The sequence below is a fragment of the Brevundimonas sp. genome (assembly GCF_041648115.1).
GTDB lineage: Bacteria > Pseudomonadota > Alphaproteobacteria > Caulobacterales > Caulobacteraceae > Brevundimonas.
The window spans coordinates 48960-68595 of record NZ_JBAZPR010000012.1 but is presented as its reverse complement, the minus strand read 5'-3'; the positions used below and the strand labels follow the sequence as shown (position 1 = coordinate 68595).

Below are 19636 nucleotides of genomic sequence, written 5' to 3'. Positions count from 1 at the left end.
GACCCTAGAACTCTTCCCAGCCATCTTGCGCAGGCACGGTCTGAGGCTTCAGCGCCGCCCCGCCGCGACCGATGGTCTTGAGGGCGGCGGCCATGTGGCTGGATCGAGTAGGAGCCGTGGCCGGCGCGGATGGTCTGGCCGATGCACGGGATGCGGGGGACGTGGCGCGGGCCGGGGCGGCGTCGCCGACGCGGAACTGGGCCACCGAGGCTTGCAGCGATTGGGCTTCCTGGGCCAGCGAATGGCTTGCGGCGGTCGATTGTTCGACCATGGCGGCGTTCTGCTGGGTGACCTGATCCATCTGGTTCACGGCGGTGTTGACCTGGGCCAGGCCCACGGCCTGTTCCTGGGCCGAGGCGGCGATTTCGGACACCAGCCCGTCGATCTCGGCGACACGGTCCACGATCCGTTGCAGGGCTTCGCCGGTCTGACCGACCAGTTTGACGCCCGATCCGACCTGGGTAGTCGAGGTCGAGATCAGGGTCTTGATCTCCTTGGCCGCTTCGGCCGAGCGCTGGGCCAGGGCTCGGACTTCGGAAGCCACGACCGCGAAGCCGCGACCGGCCTCGCCCGCACGAGCGGCTTCGACACCCGCGTTCAGGGCCAGAAGATTGGTCTGGAAGGCGATCTCGTCGATGACGCCGATGATCTGGTTGATCTGCGACGATGACCCCTCAATGGCCTGCATGGCCTGGACGGCATCGCGCACGATGACGCCCGAGGTTTCGGCATCGCCCTTGGCGGCGCGAACCACATCGGAGGCCTGACGGGCGCCGGAGGCGGTCTTGTTCACCGTGGCGGTGATCTCGTCCAAAGCTGCGGCTGTTTCTTCCAGACCGGCGGCCTGTTGTTCGGTGCGGCGCGACAGGTCGTCGGCGGCCTGGCTGATCTCGCCGGCGCCGGAACGGATGCCCGAAATGTTGCCGACCACGACCGCAATGGCCTGTTGCAACTGGGCGATGGCGGCGTTGAAGTCGGTCTTCAGTTGCGCCGCCTTGGGCGCGAACTCGGCCTCGATCCGATAGGTCAGGTCGCCGTCGGCCATCGCCGACAGACCTTGGCCCAAGGCGGTGATGGTGACGCGGTCGGCCTCGGTCTCGCGCGCCTTTTCGGCCTCGCGGGCGGCGCGTTCCTGTTCGCTCATCGAGCGTTGCGACAGGGCCTCGACCTCCAGACGATCCTTTTCGATGGCAGCGTCGCGGAAGATGGCCAGGGCGGCCGCCATCTGACCGATCTCGTCACCCCGCGCCACGCCGGGAATTTCCGTGGTCTTGTCGCCATCGGCCAGGCCGCGCATGCGCCGGCCCAGGGCCACGACGGGCGTCGAAACGGAACGTCCGATGAACCAGCCGGCCGCCACGGCGGCGAAGGCCACCAACAGCGCCAGGCCGCCCAGCGTCAGCGCCGCCTTGCCGACGGCCGCCGCGATCTGGTCCGTATAGACGCCCGAACCGATCACCCAGCCCCAGGGCGCGAAGCCCTTCACATAGGAGATCTTGGGCGCAGGCTGTTCCTGACCCGGCTTGTCCCACTGATAGTCGACGAAGCCCTCGCCGTCCTTCTGCACGACGGCGACGAACTCCTTGAACATCAGCACGCCGTCGGCGTCGGTCTTGGCGCTCAGGTCGGTGCCGTTCAGGGCCGGCTTCATCGGATGCATCACCATGTTCGGATGCATGTCGTTGATCCAGAAATAGTCGTCCTGGCCATAGCGCATAGCGCCGACCGCCGCCTTGGCGGCTTCCTGAGCCTGATCGCGGGTCAAACGGCCGGCCTGCTCCTCGGCCTGGTAGTGGGCGACGACGCTATAGGCGATCTCGACGGTCTTCTTGGTCCGGTCGGCGATGTCTTCGCGCATCACCGCATTGACCTGAAACAGGCCCAGTCCCGTGACGATCAACAGACCGGCGATGGTCACGAGCGTCAGAAGATTGATCCGTCCGCCGATCGACAAGGTTTTCATGTGACGTTCCGATAATGAGTTCGAAGCGTCACATTTCCACCAATCAGGTTAACTTTGGCCGAACACCGCCGCTAGGTAGAAGCCCGTAGCGGCGGCATTTCGCGCCTCAAAACTCCTCCCAGCCGTCGGATTGCGGTTCGACCTTACGCGCCGCGCCGCCGCGTCCGATGGTCTTGAGCGCGGCAACCATGCGGTTGGCGGGCTTGGCGGGCGCGGAAGGCGTCTGCCGCATCGGGGCGGATTGGCGCCTTGTCGGCTTTTCGACGCCATCGCCGACGCGGAACTGGGCCATCGAGGCTTGCAGTGATTGAGCCTCCTGGGCCAGTGAATGGCTGGCGGCGGTGGATTCCTCGACCATCGCAGCATTTTGCTGGGTGACCTGATCCATCTGGTTCACGGCCGTGTTGACCTGGGCCAGGCCGACGGCCTGTTCCTGAGCCGAGGCGGCGATTTCACGGACAAGCCCGTCGATTTCAGCCACCCGGTCCACGATCCGCTGCAAGGCCTCGCCGGTCTGACCGACCAGTTTCACGCCCGAACCCACCTGTGAGGTCGATGTCGAGATCAGGGTCTTGATCTCCTTGGCCGCTTCGGCAGAGCGCTGGGCCAGGGCGCGCACTTCGGAAGCCACCACCGCAAAGCCGCGACCGGCCTCGCCGGCCCGCGCGGCCTCGACGCCCGCGTTCAAGGCCAGAAGATTCGTCTGGAAGGCGATCTCGTCGATGACGCCGATGATCTGGTTGATCTGGCTCGACGATCCTTCGATGGCCTGCATGGCCGATACGGCGTCGCGCACGATGACGCCCGAGGTCTCCGCGTCGTTACGCGCAGCCTGAACCACATCGGAAGCTTGACGTGCGCCCGAGGCGGTCTTGTTCACCGTGGCGGTGATCTCGTCCAACGCGGCGGCGGTTTCCTCTAGCGAAGCCGCCTGCTGCTCGGTGCGGCGCGACAGGTCGTCGGCGGCCTGAGAGATTTCACCTGCGCCCGAACGGATGCCCGAGATGTTGCCGACCACGACCGAGATCGCCTGCTGCAACTGGGCGATGGCGGCGTTGAAGTCGGACTTCAGCGATTCCGAACGCGGCGCGACCGCCGCGGTGAACCTGTGGGTCAGGTCGCCGTCGGACATCGCCGCCAGGCCCGCCGCAAGCGCGCCCAGGGCCACGCGATCCTCCTCCGAGATCCGCGCCTTCTCCGCCTCGTTTGCAGCGCGTTCCTGTTCGGACATGGAACGTTGCGCCAGGGCCTCCTGCTCCAGACGGTCGTTGGCGATCGCCGCTTCCTTGAAGGCCAGGACCGACCCGGCCATGTTGCCAATCTCGTCCTTGCGGCCGACCGCAGGCACGTCGATGGACTTGTCACCCCCCGCAAGACGCCGCATCGCCGATGCCATCTGGTCGAGAGGCCTCGACACCATCCTGATGACGACGAAAGCCGATACCGCCGCGACCAACAGGGCGATGATCGCGATCACGGACATCATGACCTCCGCCATCAACAACTCGGACTTGGCCTCGGCGCCGGCCTTCTTCGCCTCGGTGGTCTGAAGCGTCACCAGGCTGGATATATCCTCCGTCACCGGGTCGATGGCAGGGTAGAGGTCAGCACGAACGAACGATTCCAGTGCGGCCTGATCGCGCCGGATCAGTATGTCTTCGAGACGTTCCGTCGCCTTGGCCGCCGCCGGCAGCTTTTGCTCGACCGCCTCGACGAGCTCGGCTTCCCGAAGGGTCAGATCGGTATTCTTGTAGGCGGTCCAGTTTTGCTGAATCGCTGAATCAGCCTGTTTGAGATGCTCGACAGCCTCGCCGAAACTCACTGTGCCGGCACGCGCCTTGTGCGCGGTATCGACGATGTTGACGGCGTACATGTCGCTGACGACCTTGAGCTGTTCCAACGGAACGACGCGATCGTAGATGATCGTTTGGATTTTCTTGTCCGCCGATATCAGGGTCAGAGACCCGCAAACGATGGCGGCTACAGTCGTTGCGACCAATGCCGCGACGCTCCAGCACAGACGAGCCTTGATGCTATTGAACACTTGAGCCTTCCTTCGTGTCGTCCCGTTATTATTTTTTGAGCAGTCACGCCTAGGGAGGTGTGTAGGCGCCCGGCTGTTACGCTGTAAGCAACTGTAATCGGGTGATTGATGGGCGCAGCCCGAACATCGACTTGACCAAGACAAGTCCAATCATCGGCCTGAATCAGCAAAAGCCGTCAGATCGGCTCCCCAAGCCTCTCCCCCTGATCGGGTTCATTCTCTGGATGTCGCCCAGCTCGCGGCCGTGCCAGCGCGACAAAATCACGCAGCCAACATCACAGCCGATGATTAAGGATGTCTGTAAATCAAAGCTTTGCAGGAAATTTCTTTCCTGCTTTCAATCGCTTGAAATAAACAGCAGTAATAAACCGGCGATATTTACTTTGCGCAATCAGCGCTGAGGCACGTCGCGTGAAATACGGCGTGAGAACTCCAGGAAGACCGGCGCGGTGTCGCCCAGCTTCTTTTCCTCATAGCGGGTGACGACGTGGTCGGCGGGCGGGACGAACCAATCCTGATCGGCGGCGCCGATCCGTTCCAGACCCGGCGTGCGGTTCAGGCGTTCCAGCGCCCATTCGGCATAGTCCAGCCAGTCGGTGACGAAGCGCAGCGTGCCGCCCGGTTTCAGGATACTGGCGAAGGCCTGGGCCGTCTCGTCCTGCAACAGGCGACGCTTGTTGTGGCGCGCCTTGTGCCAGGGGTCGGGGAAGAGGATCAGCACCCGGTCCACCGAGGCGTCGGGCAGGGCGTCGACCAGATCGCGGGCGTCGTCGGCGTGGATGCGGACGTTCTTCAGACCGCCCTCCTCGACGTGACGCAGGGCAGAGGCGACACCGTTCAGGAAGGGCTCGCAACCGATGACCAAGGCGTCCGGCCGTGTCGCCGCCTGGGCCGCCATGTGCTCGCCGCCGCCGAAACCGATCTCCAGCCAGACCTCGGTCGCCTCGGGCATTAGAACCTTGGGGTCCAGGGGCCCCGCCTTGGGATCGGGCACGGCGATCTGCGGCAGCAGGGTCTCCATCAACGCCGCCTGGCGGGGCTTGATCGGGCGGGCCTTGATGCGGCCGAACGACCGCAGCGGGCGGTCGAGATGGGGGTTTTCGTCCTCGGGACGGTCATCGGCGTTCATGCGCCTGCCGTTAGCCGTCGCGGGTGCGGGCGTCCAGAAGACGAACGCCGAAACCTTTTGACGGTCGCGACCGAACGCCCTTCTATGACTGTCACAAGCGGCGTCGGGGCTGACGCATCGCGGGAGAGGGATTTCGATGATCGGACATCATCTGCGGGGCGTCAGCCTCGCGGCCATAACATGCGCCGTGCTGGGCCTGTCGGCCTGCGCCACTACCGGCCAGACCCCTGATGATATGGCCGCGAAAACGTCGAAGGACCGGACCCTGGCCGCCGGCCTCGACCCCGCGACGACGCTGGATCCCTACCCTTCCACCTATCAGCCCCTGCCGCGCGAGAACTTCGCCGTGGTCGGCGCCACTGTCCTGACCGGCACGGATCGCAAGATCGAGAACGGCGTGGTCGTGGTCACGGACGGCAAGATCGCCGCCGTCGGCGACGCCTCGACCCCCGTCCCGACCGGCTATCGCGTCGTCGAGGCGCGCGGCCGTTATGTCACCCCCGGCGTCATCGACGTTCACAGCCACTTGGGCGTCTATCCTTCCCCCGGCGTCAGCGGCATGAGCGACGGCAACGAGGCGACCAGCCCGAACACCGCCCAGGTCTGGGCCGAACATTCGCTGTGGCCCCAGGATCCCGGCTTCAACACCGCCCGCGCCGGCGGCGTGACCACGCTTCATATCCTGCCCGGCTCGGCCAACCTGTTCGGCGGTCGCGGCGTAACCATCCGCAACGTGCCCTCGATCACCATGCAGGGCCTGAAGTTCCCGGCCGCCCCCTATACGGTCAAGATGGCCTGCGGCGAGAACCCGTCGCGCGTCTATGGCGGCCGCAACCAGAGCCCGGCGACCGGCATGGGCAATATGGCTGGCTATCGCGCCGCCTTCATCGCCGCACGCGACTACAAGGCCAAGTGGGACAAGTGGCGCGAGGACGGCGAAGGCGCGGCCCCAACCCGCAACCTGCAGAACGAAACGCTGGTCGGGGTTCTGGACGGGTCGATCCTGATCCAGAACCACTGCTACCGGGCCGACGAGATGGCGCTGATGATGGATATGGCCAAGGAGTTCGGTTACCGCATCACCACCTTCCACCACGCCACCGAGGCCTACAAGCTGGCGCCGCAACTGGCCGCCAACGGCATCTGCGCGGCCATGTGGACCGGCTGGTGGGGCTTCAAGATGGAAGCCCTGGACGCCATCGAGGAAAACGCCGCCCTGGTGGACGCCCAACAGGGATCGTGCGCCGTCATTCACTCCGACGACGCGGAACTGACCCAGCGCCTGAACCAGGAAGCCGCCGCCGCCCTGTCAGCCGGTCGTCGCGCCGGTTTGAACATCTCCGAGGAACACGCCATCGGCTGGATCACTTCCAACGCCGCCAAGGCCATCGGCATCGCCGATCAGACCGGCTCGCTGGAGGCCGGCAAGCGCGCCGACGTGGTGATCTGGAGCGCCGATCCCGTCTCGATCTACGCCCGCGCCGATCAGGTCTTCGTCGACGGCGCCCTGACCTTCGACCGCGCCAACCCCGCCTATCAGCCGACCAGCGACTTCGAGCTGGGCCAGCCGGGCTATGGCCTGACCGCCGCCAACGTCACGGAAGGAGCCCGCTGATGCGTCTGTCTCACATCCTCGCGGGCGCCGTCGCAGCGCTGTCTCTCGCCGTCCCTGCGATGGCGCAGGACACCGTGGCTATTGTCGGCGGCCGCATCCTGACCGGAACCTCCGTCATCGAGAACGGCACGGTCGTCATTCGTGACGGCAAGATCGTCTCGGTCGGCTCAGGCGGCGCGCCGTCGGGCGCGCGCATCATCGACGCGGCGGGCAAGACGGTCGCGCCGGGCTTCGTCGCCGTCGATTCTGGCCTGGCCGGGACCGAGGTCAGCTCGGTCAGCGGCACCAATGCGCTGCGCAATAGCTCGAACACCCTCAGCGCGGCCTTCGACATCTCCTACGGGCTGGACCCCTGGTCCTTCACCCTGCCGGTCGCGCGCCTGGGCGGCATCACCCGCGCCATCGTCGTGCCCCAGCACCCCGGCTCGTCCGGCGGCCATGTGCATGAGGACGAGACGGCCGGCGCCGGCGACGGCGGCTACCAGACGCCAGGCCTATTCGCAGGCCAAGCGGCGATCATCAACCTGGGTCAGGGGACAAACATTCTGGTCAAGCCGCGCGTGGCCATGGTCGCGCCGTTCGGCGAGGCTGGAGCGGGCATCGCCGGCGGCGCGCGCGGGGCGCAGTTCGTCCTGTTCAAGGAGACCCTGTCAGAGGTCCGCCTCTATGCCCGCAACAAGTCGGCCTATGAGCGGGCGGGCCTGCGCGACCTCAGCCTGTCGCGCGCGGATCTGGAGGCGCTGATCCCCGTCGCCAACGGGACCATGCCCCTGATCGTCAGCGTCCACCGGGCGTCGGACATCCAGCAGGTGCTGCGCCTGGCGCGCGAGGAAGGGATCAAGCTGATCCTGGACGGCGCCGAAGAGGGCTGGCTGGTCGCCGGCGACATCGCTTCGGCCGGCGTGCCCGTCCTGCTGAACCCCATCTCCAACCTGCCCGCCGATTTCGAGATGCGGGCGGCGCGGATGGAGAATGCGGCGGCCCTGAACGCCGCCGGGGTGGTCATCGCCATCAAGGGCAACGAAGGCTCGACCCACCGCGCCCGCGAAGCCCGCTACAATGCCGGAAACGCCGTCTCGCACGGCCTGCCTTACGGTGCGGCCATCGCCGCCCTGACGGTCAACCCGGCCAAGATCTTCGGCATGGCCGGACAGTTCGGCCAGATCACGCCGGGCGCCGCCGCCGACGTCGTGGTCTGGTCCGGCGATCCGCTGGAGCCGCTGAGCCAGCCGTCGGCCATCTTCGTCAACGGCGTCGAGCAACCGTTGACCAGCCGCCCGCTGATGCTGCGCGACCGCTATCGCCAGCAGACACCGATGCCGCCGGCCTATCGCAACTAAGGGCGGCTTTGGTCTGAACGGAAAAGGGCGGGGCCGCACAGTCCCGTCTTTTTTTCGTCTCCTCCCCCTCTGGAAAAACGTATCGACGCATAGCGCCGAAACGGAGGGGGCGTGTCCGCACGACCGTCAGCACCTCTGCGGCGTCCGGAGCCCCCACTTTGCGGTCCCCCTCGGCACAAGGCGGGAAGGAGACGGGAGCTGCCGAGACCTACTTTCCGATCAGGTGCCGATTTCGCAATGGCCCCATAGCCGCTGCTCGTCAGGACGACTACGGTGCCTATATGGGCACAATCTCGACAGCGAGCGGTCTTGTAGAATACCAGTGGGCGTCGGATGTGGACTTCGAAGGCATCAGGCTCGAAGTGCTGGCTGACGATGGGAACGTCATCTTTGACGTGAGTGTCCCGGAACAGGGAGCCATCACCGTCAACACATTCTCCGGCGAAGTATCTGCCAGCCTGATCGCTTCGGCGGTAGCCGTGGCTGAGGCGCGAAAATAGGGTCTCCGCCGCTCCTGCCGACGCTCCCGACCGCTGCTTCGCTCAGCCAGTCCCCTTCGACGACCTTCCCTCCTGCCAACCCTCGACGACCCGCCCCCGTCCGCGCTAGGTCACGCCCATGCCTACGGTCATCTACATCGACGCCGACGCCTGCCCGGTGAAGGAGGAGGTCTATCGCGTGGCGCGGCGCTATGGGCTGAAGACCTATGTGGTCTCCAACGGCTGGATGCAGGTCCCGCGCGAGGCCCTGATCGAACAGGTGGTCGTCGACGCCGGTCCCGATATCGCCGACGACTGGATCGCCGAGCGTGCGACCGTCGGCGACGTGGTCATCACCGCCGACATCCCCTTGGCCGACCGCTGCCTGAAGTCGGGGGCCCAGGCGCTGAAGTCGAACGGCCAGCCCTTCACGCCGGATTCCATCGGCTCAGCCCTGGCCGGGCGGATGGTGGGCGAGCATCTGCGGTCGATGGGGGTGGCGACGTCCGGCCCGCCGCCGTTCTCGGCCGCCGACCGCTCACGGTTCTTGCAGGCGCTGGATCAAGCCGTGGTCAAGGCGCGCAAGGCGGCCTCATGACCACCGTCATTCCAGAGGACGAGCTGGAGTTTCACTTCTATCGCGCCGGCGGACCGGGCGGCCAGAACGTCAACAAGGTCTCGACCGCCGTCCAGATGCGGTTCGACGTGAAGAACTCGCCCAGCCTGACGGAGCCGGTGAAACAGCGGCTGATGAAGCTGGCCGGCAGCCGGCTGACGCTGGAGGGGGTGATCCTAATCACCGCCGTCCGCCACCGCACCCAGGAGCGCAACCGCGCCGACGCCATGGAACGGCTGCAAGCGATGGTGGACGAAGCCTCGATCCGGCCGGTCTATCGCGTGCCGACCCGCCCGACCAAGGCGTCGAAGGAGCGGCGGCTGAAGGCCAAGACCACACGGTCCACAATCAAGTCCGGCAGAGGAAAACCCCGTCAGGACGACTGAGACGCAGGAACGTCTTGCAGCCGTTATCGTTCAGCTTCCACAGCAACGGTTGAGTGAGGCGCGGATGCGGCGATTTCGGGCGATGACGGTCGGGTTGATGCTGGCGACGGGCGGCCTCGGCGCCTGCGGCCAGTACGAAGTTCGAAAGAAGGAAAGCGCCGATCCCGGCCCTCAGGCGCCGGCCCAATCCGAACAGGACAAGGCCGTCATCGCCGCAACGCCGCAGGTTTCCATGTCCGCTCGGGATCGGGCCGAAATTCGCAGCGTGGCGCGCGGCTATCTTGACGAAGCCGCCAAGGAACTCGCCAAGGGCTTTTCGCCCGTCGCCGGCGTCGAAGATGTGGTCGTCGCGATGCAGCCGACGGAAGTTCACGCCTGGAAACTGAACCTGGAGAACGGCAAGAATTATCGCATCCTTAGTGAATGCGACAACGAATGCTCCGACCTCGACATGGAGCTGCTCGATCCGGCGGGCAAGATCATCGAACGCGACACGCTGCCGGATTCAGCGCCGGTGATAAACATCCAGCCCTCGGCGAACGGCGCCTACACCGTGCGCCTGGTGATGAAGACCTGCACGGTGGCGCCCTGCTATGCGGCGGCGCGCCTGTACCACCAGACCGGCCCCATCCCGGACGACGACGCGCCGCCTGCGACGGAGACCTGACGGATCAGCTCTCGGCCGGGCGGAACAGCAGGGCGGCGATCTTGTCGTCGGCGTCGAAGCCGATCATCCATTCGGTGACCTGGTTGTCGAAGGTGACCTTGAACATCTGGGCCTCGCCTTCCTGCCTGACGTACTGGACCGTCTTGATCGCGCCGAAACCCTTGATCAGCGGGATGACCTGGGCCTCCTGCTGGCGGATCTGGGTGCCCAGATTTGTCGTGAAGTCCGAATAGTCGAAGCCCGTGCCTTGGGCCGCTGCGATCACGGCTCGCAGCGCCTCTTCCGATCGGGCGATGTCGGGCGCCTGGGCCGCGCCGGTCGGCGCGGGTGCAGCAGGAGCGGGACGCGCCTGAGGGGTCGCCGACTGCGCGGGCCGATCGAAGGCGTTGGGCACGGCGCCGGCGGCGGCCTGGGCGAAGGCGGGAACGGGCGCCAGCAGGATGGCTGCGGCCAGGGCGGTCTTCATCAGGGTCGGCTTCATGCGAAAGCTCCGGTCAGGACAGATAGGGCCAGAGCGAAAGGCCCAAGGCCGTCAGGGCCGCGAGAACCGCGACCGTGACTGAAGCCGTCAGCCAAGCCGGAGTTCCCGACTTTTCGATGACCACCGCCGCCGGACGCGGCGGTTCCTGCACCAGGCGCGAAATGGCGCGGGCCGCCGCGATCATCTCGTTCAAGGCGTCGCGCGCCTGGGCCTGCGGCCCCAGCTCGCGGCGGATCCAGCGTTCGACCACCGGCTGGGCGGCCTTCCACAGGTCGTGGTCGGGTTGAAGCCGGCGCGCCACCCCCTCGACCGAGACCATGGTCTTCTGCAGCAGGATCAGCTCGGGCCTCAGCCGCATGTCGAACAGGGCCGTGATCTCGAACAGCTGCCCCAGCAGCCGACCCATCGAGACCTGGCTGGCGGCGCGCCCGATCACCGGCTCGCCCACGGCGCGCAGGGCTTGGGCGAAGGTTTCGACCGAATGATGGGCGGGCACATAGCCGGCCTCGAAATGCACGCGGGCGATCCGGTCGTAGTCCCGGCTGATGAAGCCCCACAAGATCTCGGCCAGATAGCGTCGCTCGGCCGGTCCCAGCCGCCCGACGATGCCGAAGTCGATGGCGGTCAGATGGGCAGGGGCGCTGGCGAACAGATTGCCCTCGTGCAGGTCGGCGTGAAACACCCCGTGGTCCAAGGCCTGAACAAGGAAGGCCCGCACGACATTGTCGGCCAGCAGATCGGTGTCCAGACCCGGCAGGTCCGCCAGGGTCGGATCGGTCATGGGTACGCCCTGCGCCCATTCCAGGGTGAGCACCCGCTTGCCCACTCCGTCCCAGATGACGGCGGGGGCGGACATGTATCCGTCCTTGGCCAGGACATCGGCCATCTCGCTGGCGGCGGCGGCCTCCAGCCGCATGTCTAGTTCCAGATCGAGAGAATTGGCGATGGTCTCGACAAAGGCCGAAGGCTCCAGCCGGCGCGCCATCGGCACAAGCCGCCACACCAGCCGCGCCGCCAGACGCATCGAGTCCAGGCCGTTGAAGACCCGCCGCTCGACGCCCGGCCGCAACACTTTGACCGCCACAGCCCGACCGTCGGCCAGGGTCGCGCGGTGCGCCTGGGCCAGGGAGGCGGCGGCGACGGGTTCGCTCAAATCGATGAACAAGCTCTCGACCGGCCTACCCAGCGATTTCTCGATCTCGCGCCGCGCCTCTTCCTGCGAGAAGGGCGGCAGGGCGTCCTTCAGCCGGCCCAGGTCGCGCGCGAACTCCAGGCCGAAGATGTCGGCGCGCGTGGCCAGCACCTGGCCCAGCTTGATCGCCACGGGCCCCAGGTGCTCGAACGCCTTGCCCAGCCTCTGACCCGGTCGGCCCTGCCGTCCCGCCTTGCCTGACAGCATCTGCACGAACCGGGCGAAGGGCCGGGTCCAGGCGGGCAACAGCGGTGTGACCTCGCGTGGCACCAGGGCGTCATGGCGCACCAGCACCCACAACCAGCCCAAGAGGCGCAGGAAGGAGGCCACCGGGTTCTGCACCGCCACGGTCGCGGGCGGCGGCGGCGCCGTGCGATAGATCCGGCTGGTCAGATCGCCCACCCGTGGTGGATGGCGGCGATCCCGCCCGACAGGTTGGTCACGGACACGCGGCGGAAACCGGCGTCCTCGATCAACCCCTTGAAGGCCGCCTGATCAGGGAAGCGGCGGATGCTCTCGACCAGATACTGATAGCTCTCGCGATCCTTGGCGACCCAGCCGCCGATGCGTGGAATGGCGTGGAAGGACCAGGCGTCATAGACCTTGCGGATCGGGCTGGTCGTCGGGCGCGAGAACTCCAGGCACAGGAACCGCCCGCCCGGCTTCAGCACACGACGCGCCTCGGCCAGGGCCTTGTCGATATGGGCCACGTTGCGGATGCCGAAGCTGATCGAATAGGCGTCGACCGAGGCGTCCGGCAGCGGCAGGTTCATCGCGTCGCCGACCGACCAGCTCATCTCAGGCTCGCCGCCCTTGTGGACCCCGGCAAGGATCATCTCAGCGTTATAGTCCAGCACGATCACATTGGCATCTTCGCCGCCGCGCCGTTCCTGGGCCGCGCGCGCCATCTTTGAATAGCGGCGGGCCATGTCGCCGGTGCCGCCCGCCACGTCCAGGATGGTCTCGCCCGGACGCGGGTTCAGCTTGGCCGCCGCCATGTCCTTCCAGATGCGGTGGACGCCGACGCTCATCAGGTCGTTCATCACGTCGTAGCTTGAGGCGACGGAATCGAAGACCCCGCGCACCATCTTGACCTTCTCACGCGCGTCCACGTCGCGAAAGCCGAAGGAGGAACGATCACCCGAGGAATGCGGGCCGTGGGAGGAGGCGTCGGTCATGTCAAAGCGTCTAGCGCGTCGCCGCGCCGCCGTCACCCGAAGTCAGGCGGCTTGCGGCTGCGGCAGCTTCAGATCCTTCATCACGTCACGCATCAGGCCGTAACAACCGCACGACGCCTTCTCCAGACCGTCACGGTCCAGCACCTTGACCCAGCCGCGCCCGCGCTGGATCAGGCTCTTGCCCTCCAGCACCGTCCCGACCTCGGAAACCGTGGCGCGACGCACCCCCAGCATGCCGGCGATGTCGGCCTGGGTCAGGTCGATGCGGTCGTCCTCGGCTCGGTCGTGCAGCATCAGCAGCCAGCGCGCCAGCCGCTCGTCCAGCCGATGCTGGGCGTTGCAGGCGGCGGCCTGCTGCACCTGGGCCATCAGCCCCTCAGTGAAGCGCGACAGGGCCAGGCGCAGGCTTTCGCTCGCATCCAGCGCCTCGCCGAACACCTCGGCGGAGCAGTAGGCGGCGACGCCGTCACGTTGCGAGATCGCCCGGCTGGCGGCGCGGGCGTTGAAGGGGCCGCAGGTGACGCCGATCAGCCCCTCGCGGCCGATAGCGGCGGTCTCGACCATCTTGTCGTCGGGCAGGATGGTCATCAGCGACACCACCCCCTTGATCGGAAACCAGACGTGATTGACCGCTTCGCCGGCGTCATAAAGCATCTGGCCGCGCGCGATCTCGCCCTGCTTCAGATGAGGTTCGATCCGCTTGCGGTCGGCCGCGTCCAGCGCGGCGATCCAGAGATTATCCATCTTAACCCCGCTGACGATCGGACGACGCGCAGGACGCCGTCACGGAACCCAGAACGCGGAAGCTTGACCATGTGTTCCGTAACGCCGGTCTAGCTGTGTCGCGCCAGCTTGCCGGGACCCACGAGGCGCGTTACGCCACTTGGAACCGACAAGAGATCGTGCTGGGAGATGACTATGGTGGACAACATCGGAGCCAAGGCGGCGTGCGCTTCACTGGACGGCTGGAAGCCCGGTGAAGACGGTCGCGACGCTATCGTGAAAGCCGTTCTCTTCCACGACTTCAACGCCGCCTTCGCCTTTATGACACGCGTCGCGATGCAGGCCGAAGCGATGGGACACCATCCCGAATGGTTCAACGTCTACAATCGCGTAGAAATCCTGCTGACCACCCATGACGCGGATGGCGTGACGGATCACGACGTGCAGTTGGCCCATTTCATTGACTCGATCACCGGCGATCTGACGCCCGGCGACGGACACGACTGATGGCCGCTGCCGACATCCGCACCGGCCGTGTCGCCGGAAAGACTGTCCTGATCACCGGCGCGGCCGGCGGCCTGGGCGAGGCCATGGCCTTCATGCTGGCGCGCGAGGGCGCCCATGTCGCCGTCACCGACATCGACGAGCAGCGCGCCGACCTGCTGGCGGCCCGCATCAATGACGAGCTGCCCGGCGCCGCCTTCGCCTATGCCCACGACGTGGCCAGCGAGGCCGACTGGGAGCGGGCCATCGCCGCCGCCGTCGCCGACCTGGGCGGCCTGTCGGTCCTGATCAACAACGCCGGCGTCGGCGGCCCCCTGGCCTTCGTCGAACAGGACACGGTCGAGAACTGGCAACGCCAGTACGAGATCAACCTGCGCTCCATCATGCTGGGCTGCAAATACGCCATGCCGTATCTGCGCGCCGCCGCACCGGCCTCTATCATCAACATCTCCTCGATCGCCGGCATGGTCGCCGCCCCCGGCATGGGCGCCTACAACGCCACCAAGGCCGCCGTCTGGATGTACACCAAGACCCTGGCGCTCGAAGCCGCCAAGGCCGACTGGAACGTGCGCTGCAACTCGGTCCACCCCGTCTTCATCAAGACCCCGATACTGGATCCTTTCATCGCCATGGCCGGCGGCGACGAGGACAAGGCCCACGAGCGTCTGGCGCGCGGCATTCCGCTGAAACGGATCGGGGAGCCCGACGACGTGGCGTATTGCGTCCTCTACCTGGCGTCGGACGAGTCGAAGTTCGTCACCGGCTCGGAGTTCAAGATCGACGGCGGCATGACGGCGCAGTAGGGCGCTCGGCCCTACTGCCTTCCTTCCTGGGCCTAACGCGCTTCGCCCTGCTTAAGGCCGCTGGCTTACCTTGAGGCGCCGTCTGAAGCCGATCATCCCGCCCTCGTCGCTTATTCGGGATTGAGGCCGCGCGCGCCTTGCTGTAATCGGCCCCTTCCGGCGTCACGCCGCATGCGCACCCGTAGCTCAGCTGGATAGAGTACTGCCCTCCGAAGGCAGGGGTCACAGGTTCGAATCCTGTCGGGTGCGCCATCTTTTTCAATAACTTAAGCCAACTTGACGACTGGCACGGCAGCCACGGGCAGGACCGGGGTAGGACGCTCATTGAAATTTGGCGTCCCGAAACGGCTTGAGCCTGCTTCGATAAATAGCGCTTTGGCTTTGCGGCAGTTCGCCATACGGCGGACACGGTTCGTCGCTGGCGGGGAGCCCGTTTGAAGTCGCCGCTAGATGTCGATCACATCTTTCAGCGCGGGCAGGGCGTCACTTGGCTCAATGCCTAATGCGGCCGCCCACGCCAAGAACTCCAGCACACTTAAGTTGCGCTCGATTGACTCGACCTTGCCGACAAACGACGGCGGCTTGCGAAGTTTGGACGCGAGGTCTCTCTGGGTGAGGCCAGCCGCAGTTCTCGCCGCGACAAGCGAGGCAATAACCGACCTATGAACTGGTGACGAAACCCACGCGGGCATGAAGGGACATCCAATGACCCTTCCGCTAATGACGCGCTTCCCCTATGCTCCCACAATAGGAGCGGGACAGCCGGTATGATGACTTCACGGTACTCGTCGAAGGCGCGTTACATCGTCGGCTTAGCCATTGCCGTCGGCGCGTCGGGCTGTAGTCAGATTGACGACTTGAAGCTGAAACGTGAAGTAGGTGAAAGCCTTCGAGCGCGCTTCCATAACGCCACAAATGCGGACGTGAGAAATCTTCATGTTGTGCGGTCGTCGCCAACCGCGCCGGGGGTAACAGTCTGTGGAACAGTCGAGTTAACTGACAGCTTCGGTCGAAAGACCGGCCCCGTGCGGTTCGTCCAAATCAAAGGCGGCGAAGCGACTTTGGAGACGGATTTCGGCGGGCTGGGCTCCAACAACGTTGACTATCTCTGCACCGGCACGACCACTGACGAAGGAACAGGTCGGGCGGCGGCGGCGGCGGAAGCGATGATCGCCGATGCTCAAAACTCTGCGCCATAGCTACCGACGATCCGCACTCATCGCAGACCGGCGCGCAGCTACTTGGTCGTGGGCAATACATCGGAGCTAAAGGGAAATGACGACAAAATCGCTTGCTTCGAACTCTATCGTCGCAACATCCGGTCGCCCGAAATCCTGACGTTTGACGAACTTCTCTATCGCGCCCGCTACATCGTGGAAAACATCAGCCGAGAAGTTGTCGAAAGCTGACGACAACTAGCGGGCGGCCAAGGGGATGCCCACGGCGGAGTGGGTTTCCCCTGATTCAATGGCTAGGTCGTCAGGAGGGGCCTCGCGAGGCCCGATGCGCTGGGAGGGGCGCGGGCGTGACGAGTGGCTCTAGCCTCGGGACGTAGATTGCCCACAGGAGGCGACTGTGAAGCTCGCGCACCGCCCGCGACAACAGGGCGTCTAGCCCCTCGCCTTCATCCCGCTGAATAGAATTTACCCCACACGCCAAGGCGATGATCTCCCTTTCCGTTCGGCCATACATCGCGAACAACATCGACGGCTTCGCAGTCACTTCCCGCCGGTCTTCAAGGCGTAACAAACGCCGCTCTAGGGCGCGCACTACTTTCGCCCCTGCTGGATTTGGGTTTCGAGCGCACGCACCCTATCTTCAAGTTCGCCGTCGCGTATCATCGCCGCGAGCGAGGTCAGCAAGTAGCAGAGCCGGGTTGCGGTTTGCGTTTCGATCCGCCCGACTTTTGCGTCAGCATAGACTTTAGCCAGCTCGCGACGGCATTCGCGAACCGTGTTCAGGCGCGGCCTGGCAGGGGTGGGGGGCGCGGGAAGCACTTCCCCCTCAACGACATAGATAGCTTTTACATCACGCATTGGTAGGCAACCGCCGTGGCTACAGACATTGAATCGGCCATTCTTGAAACGCCGGACAAATTCGATGAACAGGACTGCGTTGATCCGAGCGATTTATCCGCACAATACGAAGTAGATATGGATGCCCGGCGACCGCAATGGTTAAAAAATATGCTGTCTATTCGCTATCATCGATCAGGCGAAAACGACATACACTGACCTTCTGTGTCTCTGTTAAATCTACGTTCGGGTGAATGAAACCCAATACCTGCCCAACTAGAAGGTATAGATCGTATTGCAGATTTCCATCTGAATCTTTCTCAAACATCATACGGACTATCGCGCGAACGTACTGGTGCTTGGTCGTTGGCGGTCGTGGCGATGGCTTTTTCATCTAAAGCTCGTTCTGACTTTTCGGGCGACAAGTTCAGCGCTCTGGTCGCACCGGCCCACGCAATCGACCTGGACTAAAAAGCGGACCAATAGAGCCTCGGCCGATGACGCTCGCGGAAGAAGCGCAGGTCGATAATAGGAAAATGGTCGAACCGACCAAACCCTTCCAATCATTGAATAAAACGAAAATATAAGAAATAGGAAGAATAGTATTGTTGCTATCAGGCCTATATTATTCGACACTTTTTCTGAGACCTTCTTTCCACATGGTTTCTTATTTCCTATTTTCTGAACAGTGAACATTTTCAACGGATTGTCTTTCATATGACCAGTCCGATTTTCTTTAGGGATTGGATAAAGCGTTCTGGATTGGAAACGCAGAAAGACCTTGCTTTCGTATCGAACTGCTCAGCTAGTTGAGATTTAGATAGCTCACGTATTTCATCACCATTCAACAGATTGTCGATTGCCCGCTTCAACGCTCTTGTTGGGCCGGCCTTATCTCCACTAAATGCCGCAACCTTCAACAATCTGCGAGAAAGATAGCTTTCGGAAAACACACCACTTCCGTGCATTTTCTCGCTCGGTCCATAATTAGAGATACGCGCGTACGGCCAACTCATGTATTCGCCTATACATTTGATCACACAGTTGAGTTGTTTTAGTTCGTTACCACCTTCTACACCCACGTCACCTAGCTCAAATTTGTTGAGAGTTCGTCTCGTCTGAACCACGATCTCGTGGGTCGCATAGTGAGCTTCGTCAACAGAGATAAGAGGATTTAGATAGTTGCGACCAACCGCTATCACAGCTGCCAGTTTCATCGCCTTGAGGTGGGCTCGGTTCCAAAGCCCAGACGTGACTTCGGATTTATCCTTGTTCATCTCGTCGGTTGTCCAACGATCGAAATGCCGAAAAATATTGAGGGCATCATCGGTCATCGGCACGTTGTGAACGTTGCCGTTCTGGCCAAGTGCTAGGCATTGGGCCGTCAAATCACACATTCGTTGCACAAGCGATGATGACGGTTGAACGAGTTCCGAGCCCTCACGAATATATTCGCGGTCTCCCATGTATTCGTAAATCATGAAGCGGGGGAGCAAGCCTGACATGACCATACGTTCGTCGAGCATTTCGTAGAAACGTTCTGGAACGCTCTCTGCGAGTATTGTCAGGCTTGGGGAATGGAGCTGCTTGGTGTTGTTGGCTTTGTCGCTGTAAGCGATTGCCTCAAACGTATTGTCGCGCCCTGACTTGGAATACATTTGCAGCAGAACGCGCTCAATGCCCGACAGGTGCGCGTTGGCGTTGGGGCTCGCCATTTCTTTCATTTTGACGCCGAACTCGCCAAGGATTGAGACGATGCACGGTTTCTCTGCCATCCACTTAATCAAGCCCGCGCTTGAGACCAGCTCGCCGGGGCCGATGAAGTCAGCAGCGGCCGGAACGGTCTGGCGAACAGCCTTCATGAGCTTGGACGTGCCGACGCTGATTGCGTCTTTTCCAACGCCAGTACGTGCGAGCATCAGAACGTATTGGTTCAGGCCAGAGCCGCTAATGTTGTAGGCGCGGCCCATGATACCCGAGAGCAAGCCCACAGAGGCAGCTAGGGCGATTTGGGGCACGGGGCGCGGGCTCACTGACAGGATAAACGACGCCACGTCACCAACGAGGCCCGGTGGAAAATCACGGACTTGAACTTCTGAGGGAGCGATGTCACGGGAAGCTTCCTGGGCTTCCTGAGTAACCACCCCCTCGCCGATGTACGGCGCGGGTTTTTCGTACGTCACGGCCTCAAGCCGCGCTCTGCTTGGTCAGTTCAGCCGTTGACGCCACCGACCCCGACATACGGGCTTCGGCCCAAGCGTCCAGTTCGGAAGCACGATATAGGGGGTATGCGCCCATCTTTCGGAACGGGGGTCCGCCGCCAACACAGGCGAGCTTGGCGAGCGTCTCTCTGGTGTAAGCGCCATAGCGCTGTTGCAGGTAAAGCGCCGCCTCTGCACGGCGAAGGTAAGTCCGGTCTTCCATGTCCATCTCCATTAATGCGAGGGCATGGCGGGGTTTTACCGTGCGAGCTCGCTAACCGTCGCTGGACATTTTCAGTA

The 19636-nt window shown here is 63.9% G+C and carries 21 protein-coding genes and 1 tRNA gene; 12 read left to right on the top strand and 10 right to left on the bottom strand.

Annotated features, from left to right (window positions below):
- Positions 1 to 4: 4 nt before the first annotated feature.
- The 3 genes from WC597_RS12355 to trmB all read right to left on the bottom strand — a co-directional run bounded on the left by WC597_RS12355 (position 5) and on the right by trmB (position 5136).
- Positions 5 to 1963, bottom strand: coding sequence for a methyl-accepting chemotaxis protein (locus WC597_RS12355; protein WP_372693597.1), 1959 nt, complete (start codon positions 1961 to 1963; stop codon positions 5 to 7).
- Positions 1964 to 2069: 106 nt separating this feature from the next.
- Complete coding sequence (locus WC597_RS12350; RefSeq protein WP_372693596.1) at positions 2070 to 4007, bottom strand: methyl-accepting chemotaxis protein; 1938 nt, start codon at positions 4005 to 4007, stop codon at positions 2070 to 2072.
- Between the two features lie 391 nt (positions 4008 to 4398).
- The gene (trmB, locus tag WC597_RS12345) at positions 4399 to 5136 is read right to left on the bottom strand and encodes a tRNA (guanosine(46)-N7)-methyltransferase TrmB (protein WP_372693595.1); all 738 of its coding nucleotides are present in this window, start codon (positions 5134 to 5136) and stop codon (positions 4399 to 4401) included.
- A 136-nt stretch (positions 5137 to 5272) separates the two neighbouring features.
- On the opposite strand from trmB, the gene WC597_RS12340 reads away from it, so the two are divergent.
- The 6 genes from WC597_RS12340 (at position 5273) to WC597_RS12315 (ending at position 10239) form a co-directional block, all read left to right on the top strand.
- The gene (locus WC597_RS12340) at positions 5273 to 6751 is read left to right on the top strand and encodes an amidohydrolase (protein WP_372693594.1); all 1479 of its coding nucleotides are present in this window, start codon (positions 5273 to 5275) and stop codon (positions 6749 to 6751) included.
- Positions 6751 to 8091 (top strand): amidohydrolase family protein, encoded by a 1341-nt coding sequence (locus WC597_RS12335; protein ID WP_372693593.1) that lies wholly within the window; start codon positions 6751 to 6753, stop codon positions 8089 to 8091. Before WC597_RS12340 ends, WC597_RS12335 begins: the two co-directional genes overlap by 1 nt.
- Before the next feature lie 281 nt (positions 8092 to 8372).
- A complete protein-coding gene (locus WC597_RS12330) occupies positions 8373 to 8591 on the top strand; it encodes a hypothetical protein (RefSeq protein ID WP_372693592.1) in 219 nt (72 codons plus the stop codon).
- Positions 8592 to 8709: 118 nt separating this feature from the next.
- Entirely contained in the window at positions 8710 to 9168 is a 459-nt protein-coding gene (locus tag WC597_RS12325) for a YaiI/YqxD family protein (RefSeq protein ID WP_372693591.1), read from the top strand.
- The gene (gene arfB, locus WC597_RS12320; RefSeq protein ID WP_372693590.1) at positions 9165 to 9572 is read left to right on the top strand and encodes an alternative ribosome rescue aminoacyl-tRNA hydrolase ArfB; all 408 of its coding nucleotides are present in this window, start codon (positions 9165 to 9167) and stop codon (positions 9570 to 9572) included. The genes WC597_RS12325 and arfB overlap by 4 nt, the downstream gene beginning before the upstream one ends.
- Before the next feature lie 64 nt (positions 9573 to 9636).
- Complete coding sequence (locus tag WC597_RS12315) at positions 9637 to 10239, top strand: hypothetical protein (RefSeq protein ID WP_372693589.1); 603 nt, start codon at positions 9637 to 9639, stop codon at positions 10237 to 10239.
- Between the two features lie 4 nt (positions 10240 to 10243).
- Here the strand turns inward: WC597_RS12315 and WC597_RS12310 are convergent, their stop codons facing one another.
- From WC597_RS12310 to WC597_RS12295, 4 genes are read right to left on the bottom strand one after another with little or no spacing between them, the layout of a single operon-like run.
- Complete coding sequence (locus WC597_RS12310) at positions 10244 to 10720, bottom strand: hypothetical protein (RefSeq protein ID WP_372693588.1); 477 nt, start codon at positions 10718 to 10720, stop codon at positions 10244 to 10246.
- A 13-nt stretch (positions 10721 to 10733) separates the two neighbouring features.
- On the bottom strand, positions 10734 to 12314 hold the full coding sequence (gene ubiB / locus WC597_RS12305; RefSeq protein ID WP_372693587.1) for a 2-polyprenylphenol 6-hydroxylase: 1581 nt from the start codon (positions 12312 to 12314) through the stop codon (positions 10734 to 10736).
- Positions 12302 to 13090: a class I SAM-dependent methyltransferase gene (locus WC597_RS12300; protein WP_372693586.1), complete on the bottom strand. Its 789-nt coding sequence runs from the start codon at positions 13088 to 13090 to the stop codon at positions 12302 to 12304. The genes ubiB and WC597_RS12300 overlap by 13 nt, the downstream gene beginning before the upstream one ends.
- A 42-nt stretch (positions 13091 to 13132) precedes the next feature.
- Positions 13133 to 13834 (bottom strand): Crp/Fnr family transcriptional regulator, encoded by a 702-nt coding sequence (locus WC597_RS12295; RefSeq protein ID WP_372693585.1) that lies wholly within the window; start codon positions 13832 to 13834, stop codon positions 13133 to 13135.
- A 168-nt stretch (positions 13835 to 14002) separates the two neighbouring features.
- Here WC597_RS12295 and WC597_RS12290 point away from each other — a divergent pair, with 168 nt between their 5' ends.
- The 3 genes from WC597_RS12290 to WC597_RS12280 all read left to right on the top strand — a co-directional run bounded on the left by WC597_RS12290 (position 14003) and on the right by WC597_RS12280 (position 15372).
- Positions 14003 to 14320, top strand: coding sequence for a 4a-hydroxytetrahydrobiopterin dehydratase (locus tag WC597_RS12290; protein ID WP_372693584.1), 318 nt, complete (start codon positions 14003 to 14005; stop codon positions 14318 to 14320).
- Positions 14320 to 15120 (top strand): SDR family oxidoreductase, encoded by an 801-nt coding sequence (locus tag WC597_RS12285; RefSeq protein ID WP_372693583.1) that lies wholly within the window; start codon positions 14320 to 14322, stop codon positions 15118 to 15120. Before WC597_RS12290 ends, WC597_RS12285 begins: the two co-directional genes overlap by 1 nt.
- 175 nt (positions 15121 to 15295) lie before the next feature.
- Positions 15296 to 15372: transfer RNA gene (locus WC597_RS12280), tRNA-Arg, on the top strand.
- 194 nt (positions 15373 to 15566) lie between these two features.
- Here the strand turns inward: WC597_RS12280 and WC597_RS12275 are convergent.
- On the bottom strand, positions 15567 to 15812 hold the full coding sequence (locus WC597_RS12275) for a helix-turn-helix domain-containing protein (protein ID WP_372693582.1): 246 nt from the start codon (positions 15810 to 15812) through the stop codon (positions 15567 to 15569).
- 75 nt (positions 15813 to 15887) lie between these two features.
- Between WC597_RS12275 and WC597_RS12270 the strand changes: the two genes are divergently transcribed.
- Complete coding sequence (locus WC597_RS12270) at positions 15888 to 16319, top strand: hypothetical protein (protein ID WP_372693581.1); 432 nt, start codon at positions 15888 to 15890, stop codon at positions 16317 to 16319.
- Between the two features lie 9 nt (positions 16320 to 16328).
- Positions 16329 to 16529, top strand: a complete 201-nt coding sequence (locus tag WC597_RS12265; protein WP_372693674.1) for a Shedu anti-phage system protein SduA domain-containing protein — start codon at positions 16329 to 16331, stop codon at positions 16527 to 16529.
- 360 nt (positions 16530 to 16889) lie between these two features.
- Here the strand turns inward: WC597_RS12265 and WC597_RS12260 are convergent, their stop codons facing one another.
- Positions 16890 to 17156 carry a hypothetical protein gene (locus WC597_RS12260; protein ID WP_372693580.1) on the bottom strand — a complete coding sequence of 89 codons (267 nt, stop codon included), beginning with the start codon at positions 17154 to 17156 and terminating at the stop codon, positions 16890 to 16892.
- A gap of 15 nt (positions 17157 to 17171) precedes the next feature.
- On the opposite strand from WC597_RS12260, the gene WC597_RS12255 reads away from it, so the two are divergent.
- Positions 17172 to 17354 carry a hypothetical protein gene (locus tag WC597_RS12255; protein ID WP_372693579.1) on the top strand — a complete coding sequence of 61 codons (183 nt, stop codon included), beginning with the start codon at positions 17172 to 17174 and terminating at the stop codon, positions 17352 to 17354.
- A 494-nt stretch (positions 17355 to 17848) separates the two neighbouring features.
- Here WC597_RS12255 and WC597_RS12250 read toward each other — a convergent pair whose 3' ends face one another.
- Positions 17849 to 19318: a hypothetical protein gene (locus WC597_RS12250; protein ID WP_372693578.1), complete on the bottom strand. Its 1470-nt coding sequence runs from the start codon at positions 19316 to 19318 to the stop codon at positions 17849 to 17851.
- Positions 19319 to 19636 lie beyond the last annotated feature (318 nt).